The following is a 4,359-nucleotide window of genomic DNA, read 5'->3' on the forward strand; positions in this document are numbered from 1 at the left end:
CGACCAGTTGGGGAGTGATCCACTCGGAGGTGCCGCCGCGGCGGCAGCCACGGACGACGTCGACGAATCGCTCGTCGACGGTGGTGGTCCACCCACAGTTACGCAGCCGCTTGCGCAGTGTCCGGTTGACCCGCAGCCGGCCGATCGGGATCACTGCCCGGGGGTCGGGGCTCCACCAGGGCAGGTCCAGCCCACCGGGGTGGTGCGGGGGCAGATGGGGGATGCGTCGGGCGGCCACCGCCGCCCGCAGGATCTCGCGCAGCCACTCCCCGCCCCCGCGGGTCCCGCCGCTCTCGTCGTCCCCGTGAGCCTCGTCGTCCCCGTGAGCCTCGTCGTCCTCATGGGCCTCGCCGCCGCCGTCGGCCTCGCTCGCCGGCCAAGGGAAGGCACCGGCCCGGTAGGCGCCGATCAACGTCGCCGGATCCAGCTCACCGCCGACGGCGACCGGGGCCTGGCGTGGGCTGGTCAGCAGCGAGAGCCCGTCCCATACGGTGGGGCCGAGATCGCGGGGCGGCGCCGTCAGCGCCACGACTTGACCGCCGGCGTCCGATCCGGGGCGACTGGGGCGTTCAGCACGGCACTCTCCATCGTCGGGGAGAGATCGCCGGGACATTCCTCCGTCCGGCCGATCGTCTCCGGATCGATCATGCCAGCCGACGGCGCCCGTCGCCGCAGTTGCTCGGTCACCTGCTCGGATGGGCCCGGATGGCCGAGGAAGTAGCCCTGAGCCAGGTCGCAGCCGAAATCCCGCAGCATCCGCATCGCCCCGGCGGTCTCCACGCCCTCGACGACGATGCGCAGGCCGAGCGCGTGGGCGAGTCCGACCGTCGAACGGACGATCGCCTCGGCCCGGCCGTCGACCTCCATGCGTTGGATGAATGACTTGTCCAGCTTCAGCACGTCGACGGGCAGCTCCCAGAGCCTGGCCAGGGAGGAGTACCCGGTGCCGTAGTCGTCGACGGCGATTCCGATCCCCAGGTCGCGCAGCTCCCCGAGTACGGCGGCCGTGCGGACCCGGTCGAGCATCAACGTGGTCTCGGTGATCTCCAGCTCGAGTGCCGTCGGGCTCAGCCCGAAGCCGGAGAGCATGCGGCTGACCTGTTCGGGAAAGCCACGGTCCAGCAGGTCCGAGGCGGACAGGTTCACCGCCACCGCGACGTCGAATCCGGCGGAGTGCCACTGCCGGCACTGGCCCAGGGCGGTCTCCAGCACCTCGATGGTCAGCATCCGGATGAAACCGGCCTGTTCGGCCAGGGGGACGAACTCCTCTGGCCCGAGCAGGCCGCGGCGGGGATGCCGCCAGCGGACCAGGGCCTCTACGGCGTTCGCCTGCCCGGAATCGAGGTCGACCTTGACCTGGTAGTGCACCTCCAGCTGGCCGGTGCCGAGCGCCGCGCGCAGGGACTCGATCATGTCGAGGCGGACGAGGCTGTTCACGTCGGACCCGGGACGGTAGGACTCCACGCCGGTGCGGCCCGACTTCGCGGCATACATGGCCACATCGGCGCGCTGCAGCAGGGTGTGGGCGTCCTCGGCGTGGTCGGGGTACACGGCGGCGCCGATGCTCGCGCCGACGTGCAGGGTCACCCCGCCGACGTCGAAGGGATCGTCGAGCACGGCCAGCACCCGGTCGGCGACGCGTTTCGCGGCCTCGATGTCCGCGTGTTCGAGCAGGACCGCGAACTCGTCGCCGCCCAGGCGGGCATGCAGGTCGCCGGGACGCAGGGCGTCGGAGATACGGGTTCCGACCTGCGCCAGCAGCGCGTCGCCCACCTGATGCCCCAGCGAGTCGTTGATCTCCTTGAACCGGTCAAGGTCCAGCAGGAGGAGTGCGAAGGTGTCCACCCCGGTGGCGTGCTGCTCGGCCTTCGTCAGCCGTTCGATGAAGCCACGCCGGTTCGCCAGGCCCGTCAGCTCGTCGGTGCGGGCCAGCGCTTTGCTCTCGGCGAGCTGCTGGACCTCGATGAAGGTGAACGCGGCGCGGGCCAGGGCCGTCAGCACCGTGGCCGCGGCGAGCCCGACGGTGATCTTTGGCAGCTGGACCGCGGCGCCGAGGACGAGCAGACCGAGCGCGATCACGGTGAGCACCAGCGGGACCGCGATGACGCCCCAGCCGGACATCTTGGCCGGTGGGTGCCAGCGCGGTCGCTGCCAGGCGGCCAGGGCCGGCATGAGCACCGAGAACAGCCACAGCGTGCTGAGGAGGCCGGGCCCGGGGTCCCTGTCCGTGGTGACGCTGACCAGCAGGAGCGAGTCGGCTATCGCGAAGCCCACCAGCCCGATGCCCAGCAGCCACCATATCCGGCCGGGATGCCAGCCCAGCAGACTGAACACCGTGACGATCAGCAGGATCAGCAGCAGGTCGGCGAGCGGATAGATCAGATTCACCGTCATCGTCCACGCGCTGTAGCGCGGATACGAGTTCGCCATCGCCACGCCGATGCCGCTGGTCAGCGCGGCCACGCCGAGCAGGCCGACGAGCGCGTCCATCCAGACGCTCGTGTGTAGCCGGAGCACTCTTCTGCGTAGCAGGAGGATGACGGCGACATAGCACGCCGGATAGAAGAGCAGCCAGCCGAGATCGGCCAGCGACGGCCCGAGGTCGTCGTCCTGCCGGCCGGCGACCGCCGCGTTGTAGTAGATCGTCGCGCATCCGTAGCTGACGAGCCCGGTGCCGAGCAGTGCCCAGGGCAGGCGTTCGCCGCGGATCAACACCGCCCGCGACAGGCAGATCAGGCCCGAGCCGAGGGCGACGCCGTAACGCAGCGACCCGGTCTCGTTGCCGATGCGGGGCACGGTGACGAACGCGGAGACGGACAGGTAGACCGTGGCGACGATCAGGACGAGCTGGGCGGCCCGGATCAGACGGAACCGGCGCGGGGGAGGGGGAGAGGCGGTCAACCGGTCATCCCCCCGCAGCGTGGTGGGAACCTGCGCACGTGCCCGGCATCGTGCCGACGGCCATCGCCCGGTGCCGCGGCGACGACACCCGCGGCACCGGCGGCCGCCTTGCCGGCCGGTTCGCCGAAAAAGATGATCTTTCATGGGTGTGCCGTGGGCGGGCGATGGTGGCGGCTCCCCCTCCGGCCCCTCTCCGGTGCGGCCATGGTGCCGACCCCGCAGGCCCGGTAATCGACCACCGCCGGTGGCGACCGGTCGTGCGGGAGGGACAGGGCTACCTCCGTTGAGGGAAAGGGTACGGACACCCCGGAGGTCCCGCCACTCGGGCCTCATGTGACCATCATGACGGAGGCTTGGCCGGGCATGCCTACATTCTCGTACATCTTGGTCTCTTGTCATTTATATACAAAAATTTGTCGCGATTTGCTGGTGTGGCGTTGGGTTCAGGTGGGGTGACCGTGCGCAGGCGTGGCCGTGTCGTCGACTCATCACGTCAGGGCGGCCCGATCGTTGTCACTGCGGCGGGAGGCTGTCGTCGCGAGACATGATAGGAAAATGTCGGCTATGTCCCGCTTCCCGCGCTGGAGGCGGGGGAGGAGCGCACATGCGGATCGGTCTGCAACTACCCGACTTCACCTCCCCGCACGGTTCCGGGCAGCTCGGGGAGGATCTGGCCGAGGTGGTCCGCGTGGCGGACACGGTCGGATTCGACTACCTGGCCGTCATGGACCACTTCTTCCAGATCGCGATGGTCGGTCCGGCCGAGAACGAGATGCTGGAGGCGTACACGACGCTGGGTTTCCTGGCCGCCCACAGCCGCCGCGCGAAGCTGCTGACCCTGGTCACCGGTACGGTCTACCGGGAGCCCGGCGCCCTGGCGAAGATCGTCACGACGCTGGACGTGCTCTCCGGCGGGCGGGCCTGGCTGGGCATCGGCGCTGCCTGGTACGAACAGGAGGCGGTCGGTCTCGGTCTGCCGTTCCCGCCGCTGGCCGAGCGGTTCGAACGGCTCGAGGAGACGCTGCAGATCTGCCTGCGGATGTGGAGCGGTGACGAGAGCCCCTTCTCCGGCCGGTACTACCAGTTGGCCCGTCCACTGAATTCGCCGCTGACGCGGCCGCATCCACCCATCCTGATCGGTGGGGGTGGCGAAAAGAAGACGCTGCGTCTCGTCGCCCGATACGCACAGGCGTGCAACCTCTTTCCCGGTCCCGATCTGGCGCGCAAGCTCCAGGTGCTGCGCGAACACTGTGAACGCGAGGGTCGGAACTACGACGACATCCTCAAGACCGTGGTCTTCTCCTTTGACGTCGGACCGAGGGGGGAGCATGTGGAGAGGATTCTCGACGAGCTGAACGACCTGGCCGAACTCGGTGTCCAGGCGGTTCTCGGTGGCGTGCGCGACGTCTGGCACGTCGAGCCTCTTCACATAGGAGTCGAAATGAAATAACTTGCGCG

At 69.3% G+C, this 4,359-nt stretch carries 2 protein-coding genes and 1 pseudogene; 1 reads left to right on the forward strand and 2 read right to left on the reverse strand.

Annotated features, from left to right (window positions below; all coding sequences use genetic code 11):
- Both ACY45C_RS05875 and ACY45C_RS05880 read right to left on the reverse strand, forming a co-directional pair.
- A pseudogene (locus ACY45C_RS05875) lies at positions 1-529 on the reverse strand (leucyl/phenylalanyl-tRNA--protein transferase); the annotation flags it as partial.
- Positions 520-2,901, reverse strand: coding sequence for a putative bifunctional diguanylate cyclase/phosphodiesterase (locus ACY45C_RS05880; protein ID WP_462186634.1), 2,382 nt, complete (start codon positions 2,899-2,901; stop codon positions 520-522). The gene ACY45C_RS05880 and the pseudogene ACY45C_RS05875, both read right to left, overlap by 10 nt.
- Before the next feature lie 604 nt (positions 2,902-3,505).
- Here ACY45C_RS05880 and ACY45C_RS05885 point away from each other — a divergent pair.
- On the forward strand, positions 3,506-4,351 hold the full coding sequence (locus ACY45C_RS05885) for an LLM class F420-dependent oxidoreductase (protein WP_462186635.1): 846 nt from the start codon (positions 3,506-3,508) through the stop codon (positions 4,349-4,351).
- The last annotated feature ends 8 nt before the right edge of the window (positions 4,352-4,359 follow it).

It is taken from the genome of Frankia sp. CcWB2 (assembly GCF_977927585.1).